Origin of the sequence: Buttiauxella sp. WJP83 (assembly GCF_027594725.1) — a bacterium.
Classification (GTDB): Bacteria; Pseudomonadota; Gammaproteobacteria; order Enterobacterales; family Enterobacteriaceae; genus Buttiauxella; species Buttiauxella selenatireducens.
Genome location: NZ_CP110080.1, coordinates 2418468 through 2438242 on the forward strand (window position 1 = coordinate 2418468; position 19775 = coordinate 2438242).

The following is a 19775-nucleotide window of genomic DNA, read 5'->3' on the forward strand; positions in this document are numbered from 1 at the left end:
TAAAGATATTCCCAGGTCGGGTATCGCTTACGCTACCCGACCTGGGAAATCCATTACCCTGTGATAGCTTCCATCGCCTGCAATATACGCTTATCAGAAATCGGGTACGGCGTACCTAATTGCTGTGCAAAAAAGCTGACGCGCAACTCTTCAATCATCCAGCGGATTTCCAGCACATCGTCGTCCACACGGCGGGCGGGCGGCAGTTTATTCAGCCACTGCTGCCAGGTTTGCTGGACATGTTCCACTTTCAGCATTTGCACACGATCGCGATGCGGATCGACCGCCATTTTTTCGAGGCGCTTTTCGATGGCGTTCAGATAACGCAGCGTATCGCCAAGACGTTTGTAGCCATTCCCGGTGACAAAACCGCGATACACCAGCCCGCTCATCTGCGCTTTCACATCCGTCAGACCCAACGCCATGGTCATATCCACGCGCCCTTTAAGGCGTTTGTTGATATTGAAAACCGCCGTTAGGATTTGTTCGACCTGCTTCGCAATTTCCACCACCGTGTCGTTGAGCTCGGCACGCACTTTCTCATGCAAGGCCGCAAATCCCTCTTCACTCCACACAGGCCCTCCTGCCTGCGCAATCAGCTTATCGACGCCGCAAGAAATACAGTCGTCGATGAGATCCAGCACTTTGCCGTACGGGTTAAAGTACAGTCCCAGTTTGGCTTTGTTCGGCAGTTTTTCATGTAGATATTTAATCGGTGATGGAATATTTAACAGCAGCAAACGACGCAAACCGCGCCACATCGCCTGTTGCTGTTCGAGCGGATTATCAAACAGCTTGATTGCCACGCTCTCTTTTTCATCCACCAGCGCCGGGAACGCCTTCATGCGGTAGTTGCCACGTTTTTGCTCGTAGCTTTCCGGCAAGGAACCGAAGCTCCAGATATGCAAACCACTTTGTTCGATGCCGTCGTCGGCCACCGCCGAGAGTGTTTGCTGGACTTTATCTTTCAGGCCACCTTTCAACTCAGTGAGGTCTTTACCCTCTTTGAGTTTTTTGTTGTGCTCATCAACCACGCGGAAGGTCATTTTCAGATGATCGGGCACCTGATCCCAATGCCAGTCTTCGCGGTCAATAGTGATGCCAGACATGCGACGGAATTCACGCTCTAAGCTTTCCAGCAGCGGCAATTCCAGCGGCGTGGCGCGGCCTAAAAAGGCTTCGGCATAGTTTGGCGCAGGAACAAAGTTGCGGCGTACCGGTTTCGGTAGCGATTTAATCAGCGCAATCACCAGTTCACGACGCACGCCAGGGATTTGCCACTCGAAACCGGCCTCTTCAACCTGGTTTAACAACGGCAGCGGAATATGTACCGTCACGCCATCGGCGTCAGCGCCCGGTTCAAACTGATATGTCAGGCGCAGCTTGAGATTCCCCTGATGCCAGAAGTTCGGGTAGTCGAGTTTACTGACTTTTTCCGCGCCCTCTTTTATCAACATGCTCTTTTCGAAATTGAGCAGGTCCGGCGTCTCTTTACTGGCTTTCTTCCACCAGTTGTCAAAATGGCGGGCAGAAATGACGTCGTGCGCGATACGCTGGTCGTAAAACTCAAACAGCGTGTCATCGTCCACCAGAATGTCGCGGCGACGGGACTTATGCTCAAGTTCTTCAATTTCGTTGCGCAGTTTGAGGTTATCGCGGAAGAACGCGTGGCGTGTCTGCCAGTCACCTTCAACTAAAGCATGGCGAATAAACAGCTCACGGCACAGCGCCGGGTCAATCTGGCTGTAGTTCACACTGCGGGCTGCAACAATCGGCAAACCGTAAAGCGTGACTTTTTCCGTCGCCATCACCGCGCCCTGCGATTTCTCCCAGTGCGGTTCGCTGTAAGAGCGTTTTAGCAGATGCTGCGCCAGCGGCTCTACCCACTCCGGGTCGATACGCGCGGCAATACGCCCCCACAGGCGGCTGGTTTCCACCAGTTCGGCAACCATCGTCCATTTTGGCGGTTTCTTGAATAAACCGGAGCCAGGAAAGATGGAGAAGCGCGCGTTACGTGCGCCGGTGTATTCCTGTTTATCAGCATCTTTCTGTCCGATGTGCGAAAGCAATCCGGTCAGTAATGCACAGTGAACGGAGCGGAAATCAGACGGTTCGCTATTAATCGGTAAACCTAACTCTTTCACCACCTGACGCAACTGCGTGTAGATATCCTGCCATTCGCGAACACGCAGGTAGTTCAGGTAATCAAGTTTGCACTGGCGGCGGAACTGGTTAGACGACAGCTCTTTTTGCTGCTCACCGAGGTAGTTCCACAAATTCACATACGCCAGGAAGTCAGATTCTTTATCGTGGAAGCGGCGATGTTTTTCATCCGACGCCTGCTGTTTATCCATCGGACGCTCGCGCGGATCCTGAATCGACAGACCTGCGGTGATAATCATCACTTCACGCACACAACCAAATTTCTGCGCTTCCAGCACCATACGAGCCAGACGCGGGTCGACTGGCAACTGTGAAAGCTGACGGCCAAGCGGCGTGAGTTTATACACGCTGAGGTCGGCGTCGCTGGTGATCGCACCCAGCTCTTCGAGCAGACGCACACCGTCCTGGATGTTGCGTTTATCGGGCGCTTCAACGAACGGGAATGCAGCGATATCGCCCAGACCGAGCGCAGTCATTTGCAGAATGACGGACGCCAGGTTGGTACGCAAAATTTCCGGATCGGTAAACTCCGGGCGCGACAGGAAATCGTCTTCGGAATAAAGACGAATACAGATCCCGTCAGAGACGCGTCCACAGCGGCCTTTACGCTGGTTTGCCGAGGCCTGAGAAACCGGCTCAATCGGCAAACGCTGCACTTTGGTGCGATAGCTATAACGGCTGATACGCGCGGTGCCGGGGTCGATAACGTATTTAATGCCCGGCACGGTCAACGAGGTTTCGGCCACGTTGGTTGCCAGCACAATGCGCCGCCCAACGTGCGACTGGAAGACGCGGTTTTGCTCGCTATTGGATAGACGCGCATACAGCGGCAGCACTTCGGTGTGCGGCAAATTCAGCTTATTTAAGGCATCAGCGGTGTCGCGAATTTCGCGCTCACCGCTCATGAAAATCAGAATGTCTCCGGCGCTTTCGTGGCCAAGCTCATCAACGGCATCAAAAATCGCCTGCAACTGGTCGCGATCGGTATCGTCGGCATCTTCAACCATCGGGCGGTAACGCACTTCTACCGGGAAGGTACGGCCTGACACTTCGATAATCGGCGCATTATTGAAATGGCGTGAGAAGCGTTCCGGGTCAATGGTCGCAGACGTGATAATAATTTTCAGATCCGGGCGACGCGGCAACAGTTCCCGTAAATAGCCCAGCAGGAAATCAATGTTCAGGCTGCGTTCATGCGCTTCATCGATGATGATGGTGTCGTACTGCATCAACAGGCGGTCTTGTTGAATTTCCGCCAGCAGGATGCCGTCGGTCATCAGCTTGACCATGGTGTTTTCACTGACGTGGTCAGTAAAACGCACCTTATAGCCCACACATCCGCCCGGTTCGGTTTGCAGCTCTTCCGCAATACGGTTCGCAACGGTTCGCGCCGCTAAGCGACGAGGCTGGGTGTGGCCAATCAAACCTTTCACGCCACGTCCCAGCTCCATGCAGATTTTCGGCAACTGCGTGGTTTTACCCGAACCGGTTTCCCCTGCCACGATAACCACCTGGTGGTCACGAACGGCTTCGAGAATGTCCTGTTTTTTCTGACTGACAGGCAGGTTTTCTGGATAAGAAATCGTTGGCCGCGATGCTTCGCGTAGCAGAACCTTACCCGCAGCCGCTTCGATTTCCACCGCCAGTGAATCCAACACGGCTTGTTGCGATTCAGGATTTTTCACCTTCTTCGCGCCATGCAAACGGCGAGAGAAGCGTTGTCTGTCGCGTAGCATTAGCCCGTCAAGGCGTGAGAATAATGAGGAGAGTGAGGGTTTTATGTTTTCCATTGCGTAATCATCACGGCAGCGCACTGCCTGGTAAGTCTGTTTTATCAATTGGCGCTAGATTAGCACATTGCACCTTTCGACGCCTTGTTCAATAAAATCGAACATAGAGTTCGATATATTGCGCTATCACTGCAATCTGATTGTGAATAAAGTACTTCTCAGCGAACGGGCAATCTGTCCGAATGAACACAACAAAGGAATCACCCATGAGCAAAGTCTTAGTCCTGAAGTCCAGCATCCTGGCAGGTTACTCTCAGTCAAATCAGCTGTCTGACTATTTTGTTGAACAATGGCGTGAACAGCATAGCGCAGATGAGATCACCGTGCGTGATCTGGCTGCCAACCCAATCCCTGTGCTGGATGGTGAGCTGGTTGGCGCGCTGCGTCCAAGCGATGCCCCACTGTCTCCACGTCAGCAAGAAGCCCTGGCACTGTCTGACGAATTGATTGCTGAGCTGAAAGCACACGACGTGATTGTTATCACCGCACCGATGTACAACTTCAACATTCCAACACAGTTGAAGAACTATTTCGACCTGGTTGCGCGTGCGGGTGTGACTTTCCGTTACACCGAGAAAGGTCCAGAAGGCCTGATTACCGGTAAACGTGCTGTGATCCTGACCAGCCGTGGCGGCATCCATAAAGATACCCCAACCGACCTGCTGGTTCCGTATCTGAATATCTTCCTTGGCTTTATTGGTATTACCGATGTGAACTATGTGTTTGCTGAAGGTATTGCCTACGGCCCGGAAGTGGCAAGCAAAGCACAAAGCGATGCTAAAGCGGCCATTGATAGCATCGTAACCGCATAATTCCTCGTCATCATTGACCGGGTAATACGATTCAAAAAACGGCAAATATCATATTTGCCGTTTTTTTATTACTTCAGGCCAGAAAACTGAGCCCTCCGGCATCCTGGTTTATTTGGCTACCGTTGGCTGAAGAAGTTCGAGCTGAAAGTGTCGTTCGTCGCTTATTAGATATGAATATTTCAGTCTCTACCGCTGAGCCCTTCAGCACGTCTCAATACGTGCCGCACGCCATTCGTATTGCGTTGGGTTCAGTCAGTGAAGAAAACCTTTACCAGGCTCTTATTACGGTTCGCGAGACAATTGAATATGAACAATATCGTTAAAGGCTTTTAGAGAAGAATAAATATTAATAAAAAAGAAGAAGCTAAAAAGGTTAATCCAAACCACTCGGTATAAAGCAACGCAAAAGCAAATAAACTGTTCATTGCCCACCACAGGAAGACCCGCTTGCGCAGCCCATTCCAGTCATATTGTGGATAGCAAAATCTTAAAATAATAAAAGTTATCGTCGTCAGAATAATCATAACGTTTTCATCCGTGAAACGCGGGCAGGAGTTAAGCATAAGTGTGATTTTCACCCATTTTGCCTAACAGGAATTTAAAGCAATATTAACTGTGTGGAAATTGTTTTGCAATTAGTGTTATTTAATAAAAATAAGCACAATACATCAATAAGTTACAGAGAGGATAATCAAAGGGAATAATACTGATGAATATAATTTGAATTCAATATTCATAAAACAAATTATATTAAGAGGAAATGAATGAGTAGATGAGCGGTATTAACCGCCCATCTACTTTTAACTTACTTTGCCAGCAATGGCTGTGCGGTCGTCTCAACCAAATCAAGCAGGACTTTAATATCATCCAGCGTCACGATTGGGTTCAGCAACGTCATTTTCAGGCAGGTCACGCCGTTATGTTCAGTCACACCGACGTTTGCGCGGCCAGAATCCAGCAATGCATCACCAATCTTCTGGTTCAGCAGCGCGATAACCGCATCACTGCTTTGCGCTAATTGTTCAGGACGGAAACGGAACAACACGCTCGCCAGTTGTGGCTTCATCACCAGTTCCAGAGACGGCTGTTCAGTAATGTACTGCGCAACAAGCTGTGCAAGCGTCACACCGCTATCGATGATCGCCGCATATTGCTTCTGACCCAATGCCTCCAGGCCCATCCACAATTTCAGCGCGTCGAAACGGCGGGTGGTCTGCAAAGATTTGGACACCAGATTTGGCACGCCCGCTTCTTCATCGAACTCAGAGTTCAGATAAGCTGCCTGATAGCGCATCAATTCATAGTGACGGGCTTCTTTGAGCAAGAACGCGCCGCAGCTGATGGTCTGGAAGAATTGTTTATGGAAGTCCAGAGTGATGGAATCCACTAATTCAATGCCGTCCAGATAGTCACGATACTTCTCGGACATCAGCAATGCCCCGCCCCACGCTGCATCAACGTGCACCCAAATCTGGTGCTGCGCGGCAAAGGTCGCAATCTCACGCAATGGGTCGATTGCACCCGCATCGGTGGTACCGGCAGTGGCGACAATCGCCAGAATTTGCTCGCCGTTGGCTTGCGCCTGCGCCACTTTCTCACGCAGATCGTTGAAATCCATGCGTGCAAATTCGTCGGTCTTCACCAGCGTCACAGACTGGTATCCGAGGCCCATCAAAGCCATGTTCTTCTGCACTGAGAAGTGCGCATTTTCAGAACACAGAACTTTAATTTTGCGCAGATCGCCAATCAGACCGTCCTGCTGGATGGAATGACCCTGGCGAGCAAAGAACGCGTCACGCGCCAGCATCAGGCCCATCAGGTTACTTTGAGTGCCGCCACTGGTGAACACGCCTGCGTCACCTGCCTGATAACCCACTTGAGCACGCAGCCATTCAATCAGCTTCATCTCGATGATGGTCGCTGAAGGGCTTTGATCCCAGGAATCCATGCTCTGGTTGGTGGCGTTGATCAGCACTTCAGCCGCCTGGCTGATGACCAGACTTGGGCAGTGCAAATGCGCGACACACTGCGGGTGGTGCACCGACAGGCTGTCTTTCAGGAAGAACTCAATGGCACGTTCAATAGCAGCCTGGTTGCCCAGACCCTGCGGATTAAAATCCAGTTGAATGCGCTCACGCAGCTCAGCCACGCTTTTACCCTGATACATTTCAGGTTGCTGTAGCCACTGCACAACAGCCGCGCTGGCCTGTGCAATCGCCTGCTGGTAGGCTTCAGTGCTTTGCGCTGAACCTGCCAGAATCGGGTTTAAATCAGACATCGTGGTCATTCGCTCCACTCAGACAGGTTTGATGCCGGACGCCAGCAGCGCCTGCTCAAATTTGTCGAGGAAAATAGCCAGCTCATCGTTGGTGATCAGCAGGGATGGCAGCAGACGCAGTACGCAACCGTTACGGCCGCCGCGCTCCAGAATCAGGCCAGCTTTGAAGCAGTTTTTCTGCAGCAATGCGGACAACTCTGCGTCAGCCGGGTAGCAACCCATATGATCTTTCGCTTCGTTTGGTTTAACGATTTCGATACCGATCATCAAGCCCAGACCGCGAACCTGGCCAATCACCGGGTAGCGTTTCTGCATGTCAGCCAGTTTGCTTTTCAGCCACTCGCCTTGTGCTGCCACTTTGTCAGCAATCTTGTTTTCTGTCAGATGCTTAAGCGTGGTCAAACCGGTAGCCATCGCCAGTTGGTTACCACGGAAAGTCCCGGTGTGATGGCCTGGTGACCATGCATCGAACTCTTTCTTAATACCCAGCACGGCCAGTGGCAAGCCGCCGCCGACTGCTTTAGACATCACGATGATATCTGGCTCAATGCCAGCGTGTTCATAGGCAAACAGTTTGCCGGTACGGCAGAAACCAGCCTGAACTTCATCGATGATCAGCAGAATGCCGTGTTCCTGAGTGACTTTGCGAATGCGCTGTAACCACTCTTTTGGAGCCGGGTTAACGCCGCCTTCACCCTGAACCGCTTCCAGAATGACCGCCGCAGGTTTGCGCACGCCACTCTCAACGTCGTTGATCAGGTTTTCGAAGTAATAGGTTAATGCTTTAACGCCAGCTTCGCCGCCAATACCCAGCGGGCAGCGGTACTGATGCGGGTAAGGCATAAATTGAACTTCAGGCATCATGCCATCAACCGCTTCTTTCGGAGACAAATTGCCTGTCACAGAAAGTGCGCCGTGAGTCATGCCGTGATAGCCGCCGGAGAAGCTGATAATGCCTGCACGGCCGGTCACTTTCTTAGCCAGTTTCAGCGCTGCTTCAACGGCATCTGCACCAGATGGGCCGGTGAATTGCAGGCAATACTCTTTACCCTGTCCTGGCAATAAAGAGAGAAGATATTCGGAGAACTGGTCTTTCAACGGCGTGGTCAGATCCAGTGTATGTAACGGCAAGCCGCTAGTAATGACATTTTGGATGCTTTGCAGCACGTCAGGGTGGTTATGTCCAAGAGCAAGTGTACCTGCCCCCGCAAGGCAATCAAGATATTGATTATTCTCAACATCAGTGATCCAAACACCATTGGCCTTCGCAATTGCAAAAGGCAATTTACGTGGATAACTCCTAACATTCGATTCAAATTCAGCTTGTCTTGCTAAATAGGTTTCATTATTTCCGTTTAATGAATTCGCACCTAAACTGTCAATACGGACTTTATCCGTCATCATATCTCTCCTACAACTGCTAACTCGTTAATTTCGCAGCTGATTAAATGAATTAGAAAAACTAAGCACCTGTAAAAATCGCGGCCAATATAGGTTCTTTTTGCTCTCTGCTCAATAATTTATTTGTTCGATTTCTTAATGTTTCTGATTTGTAATACTTACGAAAAACAGTGTAAAGATCGTCAACTAACCGCTCATGCTGCAAATACAATGTTACACAGAGATTAAAGTGGTTAAAAAACAAATTATCAGCATTATGTATAGATTTCCACACGGTTGATGAGGGTCGTTACGGGAAAGTTTTAGGTGATAAAACAGGCAAAATTACACATTTCAGGGACAAGACCTTTCTAAAGAGGATTCAATCTATAAAGAAGATATGAGGAAAGGTTAAATAGAATAAAAATGAAGCACATCAATGATATTTAATCGGTTCTTAACATATTTATATTTAAACACTTACACCAATACAATTTAATAACACCCCAGCGTGAGAGCCACACTGGGTGTGCAAGGGGTCTTTTCTAAAGTTAAGTTCTTCCAGTCACCGTTTATTATGCCTTTCGCTTTAGTGACGTATTGAACCTGGCTGTCTGAGGTTGCCCGTGTGCCCAAACGCAGGCATAGGCGAAGAGACTGGGTTGCTGGTTTGTGAGTCGCTCCCACCTAACCCTGCCACGGTATCGCTTGTTCCGATACCGGCGACCGTATCACTCCCGAGCAAATCGATCGTGGTCTGGGCTGTCGTCGATAGCTGCCCGGAGGTCGTGGACGAGCTGTTTGAATTGGAATTGATGCTTGAGGTCGGCGTCAATTGAGCGAACGCTGCCGTGGACATTAAAGATAACGCGACGACCAGAATAATCTTTTTCATCAATGGTTCCCCATCAGATACCGGCTGTACGGAAGAAATTAGTCACTTTTCGTCAATAAACTGTAGTCCAGCACCTGAGGTAACGTGTTACTTTTTCATCCACTGCCCGTTAATACCGCGGACATATTCCCCCGGCTGCGCCCTTTCCACCAGCTTTTGTCCCGCCAGTTCAGCCACCTGATTTGCCGATATGTTGTTGCTATCCGCCAACTTCTGATAATTCTCTGAACGCGCTTCATTTATGCTTTTTACCAACGCCAGCGTCTCTTTGTCTTGTTTGATGGGGGCAATAAAACCACTGAGCGTCTCCCCTACGCGTCCTTGCTGACGGGCTTCAGACAAGGTTAACGCCAAAACCTGGCAGCTCATCATCATGCTCGCCAACACCACGCCTTTAACGATATTTTTCATGACGCTCACTCCGTGCCAAACAAATCGCTGCGCTCTTTAAGCAACGTTTCAACGTCTTTATCCACTTTAATATGAATTTCATGCTCGATTTTAACGTTCATATTAATGGTAATAGGCTCTTTAGGCGCCGCGACTTCGATACGCGGGGTACATCCCGTTAATGTGACAATCCCTGTCGCCAGGAGTGTAGCGATGACGATCTTCATTGTGTTTCCTCACAAGCTTTATCGCGTGTCTGACAACGCACATCCGGTAGTGCGGTATGTTGCTCAAGCCAGGTTTGCAAATTATCCCCAAAACGCAGGCTGCGCCAAAGCGTAAAGAGGTTTTCCTGATGGCTGTAATTCAGCCGCACTTCGCTCTTTTTCCCCTGGACCTGACTGGTGCCGCGCACATTCGCCTGCAGCGTTAATACACCCAGATTATCTAAATTGATATGTGTCCAGGAATGAGAAATTTCCATATATCGCAACCAGTTAACAGCCACCCCTGCGGCAATGTTGTTCTCAACAATGGCATCCGCCATGTCTTTATCCAGTCGTAATGTCAGCGGCCCTGGGTTGGTTAGCCAGCCGTCTTTGATTATCCATTGCGGATGATTAAGCCACAGCGGCAGCGCACCGTTTACACGTCCGGACATCGTGAACTGTTTGGGGTTGACCGCCGTGACCAATTCACTTGATGAGATGTTTTCTAAGCGTAGCAAGGCGGCATCACGTTGTGGCATGCGCAGTTGTTGCACGCGCAATTTCCCACCCAAAATATCGACGTTAACGTTACTGAGTGTCAGTGGCCGTTCGTCACTCCACGGGTACCAACCCTCAAGATCAGCGGTGATGTTGGTCGACGTAACCTGGTTTTTGACTTCCGCAACGCGCAACGTCACCGGCCCGTCCGTCCCTAATTGCCAGGTACTGTGGCTGAAACGGAATGGCAGCACAAAATCGACACCGTTAATTTGGTTATCCGGCATCCAGACACTGCCGCTTTTCACCACACCATGCCCACCGGCTTCAAATCCCTGGCCCGCCGCCGCGGAAAAAGCCACCTGTGAATACAGCGTGCCGTCTTTTAAGGTCATTTCCCAGTCGGCGGGGATCAATGGCTGGAATACCGTCAGTACTTGTTGTGGCCACCAGGCGTTACCGCGCAGACGCTCCCCATCCCAACGGCCATTAACTCGCACCGGCCCAATCTCACCCGCATGCAGATCGCCTTTGTACTGGAATGAGGATGGGTCTGTGCCCGTCACGCTGAAGGTTAATACTGAAGGTGGCAACGTACTACCGCCGCTGAAGGTCGTTTTTCCGGCATTTAACGTGAACGAGCCCTCAAACGAGGGGTCCGATTCATCACGCTGCCAGTGCAGCGGTTTGTCGAGTTTCAGGCGCGGTTCGGTGACGAGCATTGAACCGTATTCAAGTTTGTCAAAGCCGGTCGAGAGCGACGTCAGCTCAATCACACTGTCGCGCCATTCACCATAACCGCGCACATCCCATTTCGCCTGCATCGGTGTGAATTCGCCATTACCCCAGTATTTCCACCGCCACAAACCGGCATCCGGTGAAAAGTTGTCCGCTTTCCCATCCAGGTGAATCACAAAGTTGCCCATCTGATTCTCATGCGCACGCACGATCGCCTGCAATCGCCCATCAACACCTTGTTGGGTCACACTGACCCCCGCAAGCGGCCAGCGAATTTCATCCACATCCAGAGCATCGATGGCGCGCCCACGGGAACGCAGCAACGCGCCAGGCCGGAACAGCAGTTTAGGGGTGGCAATTGCCCCGCTAATTTCGCCCGGCAGCATGGCGTAAAACACCATGCCATCTTGCTTGGCTTCACCGGTTAGCTGCACCGGCAACGCGCTGTCAATTAAACTGAGTTTGCCAGGGCCGATACTGAGCACCGCATTCGCTTTACCTGCGCTGCCCTCGGTGATGACATTCATCCGCCCACTGATTACGGCCTTTTCCAGCCCTTGTTTCCAGTCATCCACCCGTAACGCAATTCCCCCACGCAGTGGAATACCGGCATATGGCCAGAACCACCGCCCACCATTCACTTCAAAAATGGTGTCGCTGACAGTCCAGGGCAGCGACACCAACGGTTCAGCTGCGCCCGGTTTTTCCACCGTTAATGATCCCTCTTCTGCCTGCCAGGCCAGCGCGACATCGACCCGTTCAGGTTCTTGCGGAATGCGTAGTGTGGTCGCGAGATTGCCCTCTTCCGGCAAGCCATTAGTCAGTGGCGGCAGCGTTATCTGACCGGACAGTTCGAGCGGCTCCATCCCCGCTATCGCCTGAATTTTTAACTTTTGTAACGCTAATAACTGGCCGTTCAGTTGCGCATCTACACTTAAAGATGGGCCTGTGTAATGAAGAGTTTGCTGCTGGGGTGAAAGACTCAGGTTTAAGGCACCTGAGAACTGTTGAAACGGGGTAATATTGACCTTATCTATAGTAATAAGGCTTTCAGGTAGCAGTGATTGCCATTCGGCAAGCGTACGCGGTGCCGCCGGACCAGACTGATCGAGCGGCATTTTACTGAGGCAATCGACGTTAAGATTGAGCGTATCAAGATGGATACGCCAGCGCTTCGGATGGCTGAGGGTTGCGTCTTTAATAGCCGCAAGTTCGCAATCCCCGGCCAGATAGCGCAAGTCAGGAATAAGGATCGCGCCGCGTTTAAACCTCGGGCTTGCTTCCATGGCGATGCGTGTCCCTTTCGGCAGCCAGATTCCTGCAAGCGTAGGCAGCCAATTGGCGATAGTCATCGTGAGCGTCAACAACAGCAAGATAACTATCAGCAGCAACGCAATAATGGCTTTATATTTACCCTTCATGGGCGATTAAGATCCTGATTCAGCGACAATTTTGTACCCAGCCACGCGACATATGCAATGATTCTTGCATTATTCAAGCCGAGCGTGAAGATCAAGCCTGATTTAAGCGTAGCTAAGCTTGAGTGAGCAGCAGAATTTCATCCATAAAAATTTTGTTTAAGATTTGTATGATTATTTTAAGCGTGGTAATTTTACAACAATATCATTCTGGAGATAAGTCTCATGAAATTGGCAGTCTATAGCACAAAACAGTACGATAAAAAGTATCTGGAGCAGGTTAACACTGAATACGGCTTTGATCTTGAATTTTATGACTTCTTGTTAACCAAAAAAACAGCCAAAACGGCTCATGGCTGCGAAGGCGTCTGCATCTTCGTGAATGATGACGCGAGTCGTCCGGTGCTGGAAGAACTCAAAAGCCAGGGTGTGAAATTTATCGCGTTGCGTTGCGCCGGGTTCAATAACGTTGATCTCGATGCGGCAAAAGAGCTCGGTTTGCCAGTGGTGCGCGTTCCAGCCTACTCACCAGAAGCCGTGGCTGAACATGCCGTCGGCATGATGATGTGCCTGAACCGCCGTATTCACCGCGCTTATCAACGTACCCGTGATGCCAACTTCTCTCTGGAAGGACTGACCGGTTTCACCATGTTTGGCAAAACTGCCGGTGTGATTGGTACCGGTAAAATTGGCCTTGCGGCACTCAGAATTTTGAAAGGCTTCGGCATGCGCCTGCTGGCGTTTGACCCGTATCCAAGTGCTGCGGCAATCGAGCTTGGCGTGGAATATGTCGATTTGCCTACCCTGTTTGCGCAGTCAGACATTATTTCCCTGCACTGCCCAATGACGCCGGAAAACTACCATTTGCTTGATCGTGCGGCGTTCGATCAGATGAAAGATGGTGTGATGATTATCAACACCAGCCGTGGTGGTTTGATTGACTCTCAGGCCGCAATTGATGCCTTGAAAAATCAAAAAATTGGCGCGTTAGGTATGGACGTCTATGAGAACGAACGCGATCTGTTCTTCGAAGATAAATCTAACGATGTGATCCAGGATGACGTGTTCCGTCGCCTGTCTGCCTGCCACAACGTGCTGTTTACTGGCCACCAGGCATTTTTAACTGCGGAAGCGTTAACCAGTATTTCTGAGACTACGCTGGAAAACCTGCGTCAGTTGGAGAATGGCGAGACGTGTGTGAATCAGGTTAACTAGTTTTAGTCTGGACGCCCTCACCCTAGCCCTCTCCCCCAGGAGAGGGGATATAGGAGCGCTGAATTCTCCCTCTCCTTCAAGGAGAGGATATAGGAGCCCGGTATTCCCCCTCTCCTTCAAGGAGAGGGTCGGGGTGAGGATGGCTTTAGGATTATCCTTAAAGCATCACAAGACGCTTTTTGCCAAAGTGTGTCCAACTCATTGATGAAATGAAAGTATCCTTCATACTTCAAGCTGCATCTTTGTTGGCTTTCCTCGCTCACCCCAGTCACTTACTTTAGTAAGCTCCAGGGGACTCACTGCGTCGCCGCCTCGATACAGCTCGAATTATTTTGGATACAACTTAAGGAAAAGAGATGAAAAAATTAGCTTCTTTAGCACTGGCTGCAATGGTACTGGCCGGTTGTGCACAATCTGGCGATAAATCGACTGTTACGGCACAAGATCTGCAACATCACCGCTATGTTCTGCAAACGGTTGACGGCAAACCACTGACGGGTGTCAAACGTATGCCAGAGCTGAGCTTCGGTGAAAATATGCATATTTCGGGCGCGATGTGTAACCGCTTTATGGGCCAGGCAACGCTTGAAGACAATACGCTGAAATCGAAAGGTCTGGGAATGACCATGATGATGTGTGCTGAGCCACAGTTAAACGAACTTGATCATATGATTAACGACATGCTGACCAACGGCGCAAAAGTCGGTTTGGCTCCGCAACAACTGACGTTGAAAACCAGCCAGCATACTTTAGTTTATAAACTGGCCGATCTGGTCAACTGATTGGGTTAGTACGCCCCACACGTTCCGGCGGCAAGCGCGTTTTCACTACAGCGTTTGCCGTTAGGCATCGCACACATTCCCGTTACCGAACCATCCAGCTGACGAGCGACGCTCAGCGAACCCCCTACCATTGCACAACTTGCCTGCCCCTGGCTGGACATTGCCGCGCGCATACCCGGTGGTACGTGAGCCGCGGTGGCTTGTTGAGGTGGTTCATTACTACATGCCGACAATAAAAGTGCGGCACAACCCGCTAAAAACGCAGCGCGCATTAATTCTCTCCCCCTAAACGTTGCAAAACCTAAGAATCATAAGCGCTGGTACGCCGTTCCGTCGAGGCCATAAAACCATAAAATGTGTGTGATTTTGCAATCAAGATCACTTTACTGCGTAAAACAGAACCAATCCCCCGTTTAAAAATATCAATATAGGCTCAATGCAGGACACAAAAGCGAAAATCACCTTCTGTGGGCTTTGCTAGAATTAAAAGATTATTCTTCGGCTCGGCGCGGTTATGCGGGCCTGTTTATGTTAATTTTTTTGCGCAATGTAAGGGTGTCTTATGATCACTACCGACGGCAATGGTGCGGTCGCATCTGTGGCGTTTCGCGCCAGCGAAGTTATTGCCATCTACCCGATAACACCCAGCTCCACCATGGCAGAACTTGCTGATGCATGGTCAGGAGATGGCAGAAAAAACGTGTGGGGAGACACGCCACGCGTAGTAGAAATGCAGTCCGAAGCAGGGGCAATTGCCGCTGTTCACGGTGCGCTGCAAACGGGTGCCCTTTCCACTTCATTTACATCATCGCAGGGCTTGCTGCTGATGATCCCCACACTCTACAAACTGGCTGGACAACTCACGCCGTTTGTACTGCATGTGGCGGCACGGACGATTGCGACCCACGCACTCTCAATTTTTGGCGATCACTCGGATGTGATGGCGATTCGCCAGACCGGCTGTGCCATGCTTTGCGCCAGCAGCGTTCAGGAAGCCCAAGACTTCGCGCTGATTTCGCACATTGCCACGCTGAAAAGTCGTGTTCCTTTTATTCATTTCTTCGATGGCTTCCGCACGTCCCATGAAATCAATAAAATCGTGCCACTTGCCGACAGCACCCTTCTGGAACTGTTGCCGCAAAAAGAGATTGATGAACACCGCGCCCGCGCCCTGAACCCGGACCATCCGGTTATCCGTGGCACATCGGCGAACCCTGATACTTACTTCCAGTCCCGCGAAGCCAGTAACCTGTGGTACGACGCGGTGTATGAACACGTTGAACAGGCAATGGACAGTTTTGCCGCCGCAACGGGCCGCCAGTATCGTCCATTTGAATACTACGGCCACCCGCAAGCCGAGCGCGTCATTATTCTGATGGGTTCTGCCATCGGCACCTGTGAAGAAGTGGTCGACGAATTACTCACGCGCGGCGAAAAAGTCGGCGTGCTGAAAGTTCGCCTGTTCCGCCCTTTCTCAGCCGAGCATCTGTTAGCCGTCTTGCCAGAATCAGTCCGCCAGATTGCGGTACTCGATCGCACCAAAGAGCCGGGCGCACTGGCGGAACCGCTGTATCTCGACGTCATGACCGCCCTTGCCGAAGCCTTTAACCGCGGCGAGCGTGAAACCCTGCCACGCGTGATTGGTGGGCGTTATGGTCTTTCTTCCAAAGAGTTTGGCCCGGATTGTGTGCTGGCAGTATTTAACGAGTTAAAAGAAGCCAAACCTCGCCCGCGCTTTACGGTAGGGATTTACGACGATGTCACCAATTTGTCGCTTCCGTTGCCTGAAAACACCCTGCCGAACCGCGCCAAACTTGAAGCGCTGTTTTATGGTCTGGGCAGCGATGGCAGCGTCTCGGCAACCAAAAACAACATCAAAATCATCGGTAACTCGACGCCGTTCTTCACCCAGGGTTATTTCGTTTATGACTCGAAGAAAGCAGGCGGTCTGACCGTTTCCCACCTGCGCGTCAGCGAACAGCCGATTAACTCGACCTATCTTATTGACCGGGCTGATTTTGTCGGTTGCCACCAGTTGCAGTTTATCGACAAATACCAGATGGCAGAGCGCCTGAAACCAGGCGGCATTTTCCTACTGAACACGCCGTACAGCGCGGATGAAGTGTGGCATCGCCTGCCGCAAGAAGTTCAGGCGGTGTTAAACCAGAAAAAAGCCCGTTTCTTCGTGGTGAATGCGGCAAAAATTGCCCGTGAATGCCATTTGGGTGCGCGTATCAACACCGTCATGCAGATGGCATTCTTCCATCTCACCCAGATTTTACCGGGCGACAGCGCACTAGCAGAGCTTCAAGGAGCCATTGCCAAGAGCTACAGCAGCAAAGGACAGGAGCTTGTTGAACGTAACTGGCAGGCGCTGGCGTTAGCGCGTGAATCCCTTGCTGAAGTGACCTTGCAAGAGGTGAATGAAAGCAGCCCAATGCGCCCTCCTGTAGTTTCAGATGCAGCACCCGACTTTGTTAAAACCGTCACCGCCGCAATGCTGGCAGGCCTTGGCGATGCACTACCCGTTTCCGCACTCCCTCCTGATGGCACCTGGCCGATGGGCACCACGAAGTGGGAAAAACGCAATATCGCCGAAGAAATTCCTATCTGGAAGCCCGACATTTGCACCCAATGTAACCACTGTGTGGCGGCCTGCCCGCACTCGGCTATTCGCGCCAAAGTCGTGCAGCCAGAAGCGATGGAAAACGCGCCTGCCGGACTGCAATCACTGGATGTGAAATCCCGCGATATGCGTGGGCAGAAATACGTGTTGCAGGTCGCGCCTGAAGATTGCACCGGCTGTAATCTGTGCGTCGAAGTTTGTCCGGCGAAAGACCGTCAGAATCCGGAAATCAAGGCCATCAATATGATGTCGCGCCTTGAGCACGTTGAAGAAGAAAAAGAGAATTACGATTTCTTCCTCCAGATGCCGGAAATGGACCGCACCAGCCTGGAACGTATCGATATTCGTACTTCGCAGCTGCTTCAACCGCTATTTGAATATTCCGGCGCGTGTTCAGGCTGTGGTGAAACACCGTACATCAAACTACTGACCCAACTGTATGGCGACCGCATGCTGATTGCCAACGCGACGGGTTGTTCATCGATTTATGGCGGTAACCTGCCATCGACACCGTACACCACCGATGCCAATGGTCGCGGCCCGGCCTGGGCGAACTCACTGTTTGAAGATAACGCCGAATTTGGTTTAGGTTTCCGTTTAACGGTCGATCAACATCGCGCCCGCGTGATGCGCCTGGTTGATAAGTTTTCCGATAAACTGCCTGCGGAACTCAACGAGCAGCTTCACACCGAAGCAACGCCAGAAGTGCGCCGCGAACAGGTTGTCGCATTGCGTCAGCATCTGGCGAATATCGACGACCCGGACGCCCGCCAGCTCATAACAGATGCCGATGCGATGGTAGAGAAATCTATCTGGTTGATTGGTGGCGATGGTTGGGCGTATGACATCGGCTTTGGCGGTCTTGATCACGTCCTGAGCCTGACCGAAAACGTCAATATTCTGGTACTGGATACCCAGTGTTACTCCAACACCGGCGGCCAGGCGTCGAAAGCAACCCCGCTGGGTGCGGTCACGAAATTTGGTGAACATGGCAAGCGTAAAGCACGTAAAGATCTCGGCGTCAGCATGATGATGTACGGGCATGTTTATGTGGCGCAGATTTCACTTGGGGCGCAGCTCAACCAAACGGTGAAAGCAATTCAGGAAGCCGAAGCGTATCCTGGCCCGTCGCTCATCATCGCCTACAGCCCTTGCGAGGAACACGGTTACGACCTGGCTCTCAGCCATGATCAAATGCGTCAACTCACCGCGACCGGTTTCTGGCCGCTGTATCGCTACGACCCACGTCGTGCCGATGAGGGTAAACTGCCGCTGGCGCTGGATTCGCGTCCACCGTCTGATGCACTGGCTGATACGCTGATGAAAGAGCAGCGATTCCGTCGTCTGAACGCGCAGCAACCTGAAGTCGCAGAACAGCTATGGAAAGACGCCGCCGCAGATTTGCAAAAACGCTATGACTTCCTGGCGCAGATGGCAGGGAAAGCAGAAAAAGCGGATAGCGAGTAGATGAAGTAATTCGGTAATAATATCGGGCACGCATAGCGTGCCCGATTGACTTTATTTAAAGCTGATACGGACCACATCATCCGGGCTGGCCGGCTCTTTTTCGCGGCTACCCTCTTGTTTCACGCTAACAAACAACTGCTGCCCGTCTGGCGAAAGCGCCAGGCTATTTGGCCAGGCTGGCGTGTCGATCGTTTCCAATACTTTGTAGCTTTTCGCGTCAATCACGCTGACTTTACCGGCTTTACGATGAGTAACGTATATTTCGTTGCGCACCGGGTTAAACAGCACATCCAGCCCCAGCGGCACCTCAACTTTATTCAGCACTTTGCTGGTTTTGGTATCAACAACCAACAACTGTGGAGATTTCGAATCACTGATAAACGCGCGGTTGTTTGCACGATCCAACGCAATATTGAGATAGAAATGTTCGCCTTCAGTCTCAAGCTTCGTGCGCGAAATGACCTTGTTGGTTTTGCTATCGATGACGATAAATTCGTTATCAGCATTGGTCATGTAAATGCGTGATGCTTTCTCGTCAATCGCCAGGCCTGTCGCCATTTTGCCGAGATCTTTGATGGTGTCGCGTAACTCAAGCGTGGTGCCGTCAATGACCCATAACACGCTGGACTCACCCAAACCGCCCATATACAGGGTATTGGTGGCTTCGTTAACCACTAACTGGCGCGGCATCAGCGGGCGCACGGTTTCGGTACGTTTGGTTTCGTCTACCACCAGTGTCTTAATCACATCCCCTGTTTTACTGTTGATGGCCGTCACCGCGCTATTGGTGGTGTTGCCAAGGAACAGCGTGCCAGTGGTTTTGTTGAACGCCACACCGAACGGTTTCAGGTTGTTATGAATCGCCTGAGTCACTTCGAGCGTTGCCGGGTCAAGACGATAAACCACCCCACCTTTATCCAGTTTGCGGCTTTGTGACGTAGCAACATACAGAGCAGATTGATCCGCGCTATACGCCATTTCATATGCGCCTTTGCCGACCGGTTTTCGTTCTACGGTAAACGAGGTATCAGCAAATAGTGAACTGGAAAATAGCAGGCTGGAGAGCATTAAAGCAGGCAACGCACGTAGACGGGTTTGTGGTATAGCAGACATA

General features: G+C 51.1%; 14 protein-coding genes. 5 read left to right on the forward strand and 9 right to left on the reverse strand.

Annotated elements, in window-relative coordinates:
* Positions 1 to 53: 53 nt before the first annotated feature.
* Positions 54 to 3953: an ATP-dependent RNA helicase HrpA gene (gene hrpA, locus OH773_RS11205; RefSeq protein WP_270138635.1), complete on the reverse strand. Its 3900-nt coding sequence runs from the start codon at positions 3951 to 3953 to the stop codon at positions 54 to 56.
* 206 nt (positions 3954 to 4159) lie between these two features.
* Here hrpA and azoR point away from each other — a divergent pair, with 206 nt between their 5' ends.
* Both azoR and OH773_RS11215 read left to right on the forward strand, forming a co-directional pair.
* Entirely contained in the window at positions 4160 to 4765 is a 606-nt protein-coding gene (azoR, locus tag OH773_RS11210; protein WP_183271472.1) for an FMN-dependent NADH-azoreductase, read from the forward strand.
* A 122-nt stretch (positions 4766 to 4887) separates the two neighbouring features.
* Complete coding sequence (locus OH773_RS11215) at positions 4888 to 5088, forward strand: GntR family transcriptional regulator (RefSeq protein WP_270138638.1); 201 nt, start codon at positions 4888 to 4890, stop codon at positions 5086 to 5088.
* Between the two features lie 482 nt (positions 5089 to 5570).
* On the opposite strand, the gene OH773_RS11220 is transcribed toward OH773_RS11215, so the two are convergent.
* From OH773_RS11220 to OH773_RS11245, 6 genes are all read right to left on the reverse strand, one after another.
* On the reverse strand, positions 5571 to 7043 hold the full coding sequence (locus tag OH773_RS11220) for a pyridoxal phosphate-dependent decarboxylase family protein (protein ID WP_270138640.1): 1473 nt from the start codon (positions 7041 to 7043) through the stop codon (positions 5571 to 5573).
* Between the two features lie 18 nt (positions 7044 to 7061).
* Positions 7062 to 8447: a diaminobutyrate--2-oxoglutarate transaminase gene (locus tag OH773_RS11225; RefSeq protein ID WP_270138642.1), complete on the reverse strand. Its 1386-nt coding sequence runs from the start codon at positions 8445 to 8447 to the stop codon at positions 7062 to 7064.
* Between the two features lie 565 nt (positions 8448 to 9012).
* A complete protein-coding gene (locus OH773_RS11230; RefSeq protein ID WP_270138644.1) occupies positions 9013 to 9318 on the reverse strand; it encodes a hypothetical protein in 306 nt (101 codons plus the stop codon).
* Positions 9319 to 9405: 87 nt separating this feature from the next.
* Entirely contained in the window at positions 9406 to 9729 is a 324-nt protein-coding gene (locus OH773_RS11235) for a YdbL family protein (RefSeq protein ID WP_270138646.1), read from the reverse strand.
* 5 nt (positions 9730 to 9734) lie between these two features.
* Positions 9735 to 9935, reverse strand: coding sequence for a YnbE family lipoprotein (locus tag OH773_RS11240; protein ID WP_270138648.1), 201 nt, complete (start codon positions 9933 to 9935; stop codon positions 9735 to 9737).
* Positions 9932 to 12574 carry a YdbH family protein gene (locus OH773_RS11245; RefSeq protein WP_270138650.1) on the reverse strand — a complete coding sequence of 881 codons (2643 nt, stop codon included), beginning with the start codon at positions 12572 to 12574 and terminating at the stop codon, positions 9932 to 9934. Before OH773_RS11245 ends, OH773_RS11240 begins: the two co-directional genes overlap by 4 nt.
* A 222-nt stretch (positions 12575 to 12796) precedes the next feature.
* Here OH773_RS11245 and OH773_RS11250 point away from each other — a divergent pair, with 222 nt between their 5' ends.
* On the forward strand, positions 12797 to 13786 hold the full coding sequence (locus OH773_RS11250) for a 2-hydroxyacid dehydrogenase (RefSeq protein WP_270138652.1): 990 nt from the start codon (positions 12797 to 12799) through the stop codon (positions 13784 to 13786).
* A gap of 356 nt (positions 13787 to 14142) precedes the next feature.
* Complete coding sequence (gene hslJ / locus OH773_RS11255; RefSeq protein ID WP_270138654.1) at positions 14143 to 14568, forward strand: heat shock protein HslJ; 426 nt, start codon at positions 14143 to 14145, stop codon at positions 14566 to 14568.
* Between the two features lie 5 nt (positions 14569 to 14573).
* Here the strand turns inward: hslJ and OH773_RS11260 are convergent, their stop codons facing one another.
* Positions 14574 to 14840 (reverse strand): putative hemolysin, encoded by a 267-nt coding sequence (locus OH773_RS11260; RefSeq protein ID WP_183271483.1) that lies wholly within the window; start codon positions 14838 to 14840, stop codon positions 14574 to 14576.
* Positions 14841 to 15130: 290 nt separating this feature from the next.
* Here OH773_RS11260 and nifJ point away from each other — a divergent pair, with 290 nt between their 5' ends.
* Positions 15131 to 18661, forward strand: coding sequence for a pyruvate:ferredoxin (flavodoxin) oxidoreductase (gene nifJ, locus OH773_RS11265; protein ID WP_270138656.1), 3531 nt, complete (start codon positions 15131 to 15133; stop codon positions 18659 to 18661).
* A gap of 51 nt (positions 18662 to 18712) precedes the next feature.
* Here nifJ and yncE read toward each other — a convergent pair whose 3' ends face one another.
* The gene (gene yncE, locus OH773_RS11270) at positions 18713 to 19774 is read right to left on the reverse strand and encodes a 7-bladed beta-propeller protein YncE (RefSeq protein WP_270138658.1); all 1062 of its coding nucleotides are present in this window, start codon (positions 19772 to 19774) and stop codon (positions 18713 to 18715) included.
* Between the last annotated feature and the right edge of the window lies 1 nt (position 19775).

What these genes read in the sequence shown, in the direction of transcription:
- hrpA (WP_270138635.1), bottom strand. Translation starts at nt 3,953, where the DNA reads ATGGAAAACATAAAACCCTCACTCTCCTCATTATTCTCACGCCTTGAC.
- azoR (WP_183271472.1), top strand. Translation starts at nt 4,160, where the DNA reads ATGAGCAAAGTCTTAGTCCTGAAGTCCAGCATCCTGGCAGGTTACTCT.
- OH773_RS11220 (WP_270138640.1), bottom strand. Translation starts at nt 7,043, where the DNA reads ATGTCTGATTTAAACCCGATTCTGGCAGGTTCAGCGCAAAGCACTGAA.
- OH773_RS11225 (WP_270138642.1), bottom strand. Translation starts at nt 8,447, where the DNA reads ATGATGACGGATAAAGTCCGTATTGACAGTTTAGGTGCGAATTCATTA.
- OH773_RS11230 (WP_270138644.1), bottom strand. Translation starts at nt 9,318, where the DNA reads ATGAAAAAGATTATTCTGGTCGTCGCGTTATCTTTAATGTCCACGGCA.
- OH773_RS11235 (WP_270138646.1), bottom strand. Translation starts at nt 9,729, where the DNA reads ATGAAAAATATCGTTAAAGGCGTGGTGTTGGCGAGCATGATGATGAGC.
- OH773_RS11240 (WP_270138648.1), bottom strand. Translation starts at nt 9,935, where the DNA reads ATGAAGATCGTCATCGCTACACTCCTGGCGACAGGGATTGTCACATTA.
- OH773_RS11245 (WP_270138650.1), bottom strand. Translation starts at nt 12,574, where the DNA reads ATGAAGGGTAAATATAAAGCCATTATTGCGTTGCTGCTGATAGTTATC.
- OH773_RS11250 (WP_270138652.1), top strand. Translation starts at nt 12,797, where the DNA reads ATGAAATTGGCAGTCTATAGCACAAAACAGTACGATAAAAAGTATCTG.
- hslJ (WP_270138654.1), top strand. Translation starts at nt 14,143, where the DNA reads ATGAAAAAATTAGCTTCTTTAGCACTGGCTGCAATGGTACTGGCCGGT.
- OH773_RS11260 (WP_183271483.1), bottom strand. Translation starts at nt 14,840, where the DNA reads ATGCGCGCTGCGTTTTTAGCGGGTTGTGCCGCACTTTTATTGTCGGCA.
- nifJ (WP_270138656.1), top strand. Translation starts at nt 15,131, where the DNA reads ATGATCACTACCGACGGCAATGGTGCGGTCGCATCTGTGGCGTTTCGC.
- yncE (WP_270138658.1), bottom strand. Translation starts at nt 19,774, where the DNA reads ATGTCTGCTATACCACAAACCCGTCTACGTGCGTTGCCTGCTTTAATG.